The organism is Methanomassiliicoccales archaeon, from assembly GCA_038850735.1.
In the GTDB taxonomy this organism is placed as follows: Archaea; Thermoplasmatota; Thermoplasmata; order Methanomassiliicoccales; family JACIVX01; genus JACIVX01.
This window is the reverse complement of record JAWCLO010000019.1, coordinates 1-2420: the sequence shown is the minus strand read 5'-3', so window position 1 is coordinate 2420 and position 2420 is coordinate 1. Positions and strand designations below refer to the sequence as shown.

3 protein-coding genes are annotated in these 2420 nt (G+C 43.6%); all 3 read right to left on the bottom strand.

Annotated elements, in window-relative coordinates; genetic code table 11:
* The coding region (locus tag QW087_08050; GenBank protein ID MEM2944676.1) for a DEAD/DEAH box helicase at positions 1 to 458 on the bottom strand (458 nt) is incomplete at its 3' end.
* 83 nt (positions 459 to 541) lie between these two features.
* A complete protein-coding gene (locus tag QW087_08045; GenBank protein MEM2944675.1) occupies positions 542 to 1339 on the bottom strand; it encodes a hypothetical protein in 798 nt (265 codons plus the stop codon).
* Between the two features lie 444 nt (positions 1340 to 1783).
* The coding region (locus QW087_08040; GenBank protein ID MEM2944674.1) for a hypothetical protein at positions 1784 to 2420 on the bottom strand (637 nt) is incomplete at its 5' end.

Genomic DNA, 2420 nt, shown 5'->3' with positions numbered 1-2420 from the left:
AGCGTAGCACCTGTATAGGTTCCAAATGTTATGCCAGTCCCGGCTAGTAGTCTTCTCAATCTTTCGTTCTGATCGTTTGCTAGGGCGTTCATGGGATAAATGAGTACGGCTACAACGCCTCTCAGTGCGCCTGAGTCCCTCAGCTCGAGACATTTACTGACAATGGGATAAAGGAAAGCCTCAGTTTTGCCACTTCCCGTACTCGTGGAAATGACCAGATTTTTTCTGTTCTTTATTGCACGAGCAGCATCTTCCTGATGCTTGAAGAGAGTGGAAAACTCAGCAATTGATTTGTCGTGCAGATCACGGTGAAAAATCCCATCATCGCATAATTCCTTAACAGTTTTCCCCTCGAGAAGCGGTCTAGATAAGGTCACATACGGTCCCTTTATGAAGATTGATCGATCTGGTTTTCCAACGAGCTGTTCAGCTTGATCGCGAAGTCTCTTGTCTTTCAATGGCAGACGCGAGAACCTATACCTCAAATATTGACGGTTGACTTTTTCGGCGAACACAATTGGATTTAAAACCTGAGTATTTGTCAGGTTGACCCCTCCATGTAGCCTACAAGAGAACATGAGGGTTGTTTATTTGAAGCAGATTTTGATGGTTTACCACCTTTGCCCTCATCATTTTCCCACATTTTCATTTTTTCCTCGAAGTCGGGGTCGTATATGTATCTGTATGGCTTAGTACCAGAAATTACATCTTTTAGCCTTTCGTATGCTCCTTCTGGTTTAACTAACGAAAGCACGCATCTCGCATATTCTTCGCAGTCCCTCCAAGTAAGGACCGTCTTATCGGGGTCTCTCGCCCAAACTTCGCTCCACAAGCGATCGTATCTTTCTGTGACTTCACTCTTGAACCCCATCTTCCTAGCATCGATCAGAAATTTCGCGAGCCGATCTCTGTGGATGTGGAGCGCACGTCGTGGACTCATTGGCCTCTCGGTTGCAATTTCTGGCTCTGATTCCTTCTTATAATTAATCCATGGTATTCCTTCATTTTTGGCAAGTTCATCGGCCTCAAAAGAAAGTATGTCTCCAGGATTCCACTTTCTCCACTCCATTCCTCTTACTGCGTCCCGATGATTCAGCGCATTCTCAGGAAGTTGCCAGGATTCCGCGAATCGATCGATGTTGCCGTTGAATTCTTCAACGAGGTCCGAAAATGCTCCAGCTACAATTGCCGGATATCTAAATTCCTTTTCGAGATCTTTGTCCATTCTGAAAAATCCCCGTGGATCCTTCTCGTCCATTGAGAGGATGCAATTTACCTCTTCTAAGTCGAGCGCTGAACTGTAAAAAGCGATGGCGTCTAGGATTGCGCGGTATTTCATTCGCAGGGTCTCCGACCATGCCCAAAAATCAGTCCAATTATTACTAAAGTTGTATCGATTTCTAAAAATTAACCATTCAGTCGAGAACAGTGGTAAAGATAGCGACAATGATGTGGAAAATCTGATGAATAGCCGGGCGCGAATACAAGAATCACTTATTGGCAATTCAAGCATGATGTATTTTTTCAAGTGAGTTCCAGAGACTGTTTTTCGAGTAATGGAGTCAAATAACAGAGTATTCAAATAAGAATGCAATGGATATGCAATGTGATCATCATAATCGCATAGGCAGAAGCCAGGAGCTGTGCATCCTTCTCTCGGAAAATCCCACATAATGCAACTGATAGCAGTTCTTTCGTCTGTCGATCTTGCAATGTCCCTGAAGGTAACCTTGGATCCCCGAATGCTTTTTAACTCTGTTGAATAAATTTCCGCACTCATTCTCTACCTTTCCCTGCCGGTGACGTGCGCTGCGTAAAAAGGATCAAACTGGTATATCATTTTCCCTTCAATTAAGGGCAGACCGATTTCCCCCTCTTTGTTAAGCCAAAATCCAAAAGGATCTCTGATGAATCCTTTCCTCTCCCATTTGTCCCTTGCTGGAAACAGTTTCGAGTCGGTTGTCATATCAAACTCTCTCGTGTACTTTATTCTCGGCTTGCTTGCGACATCACCTATGAGTCTGCCTCTTCCGTAAAGCTTCTCCATAATCTTGGCTTCCTCATCTTTGTTAATTGCGCGCACCAAAAGGAATTCTGGGCTAAACTTTCGAATAAAGTCAGTATCAACGATGTTGCAAGAGACATTCTCATTTTCCCATTGCTGCAGATCTTCAACATAAAAGGCCGTTTTCAACGCCTTCGAAAATTGCCCACGCTGTAAGATAATGCAACAAAAAATGAAAGACGAAAGGATTGGGAAGATACGGTGTCTATTTCGGAAACTAAACAGCCATTCCCAACCATAATCTTCCAAAAAGACTCTACGTAGCTTCGTACTCCCTTCATCTATGTAAATCGCGCCAGGTAAAACCATACCAATTCGTCCTTTTTTTCTAACGAGATACATGCTTTGTTCTATG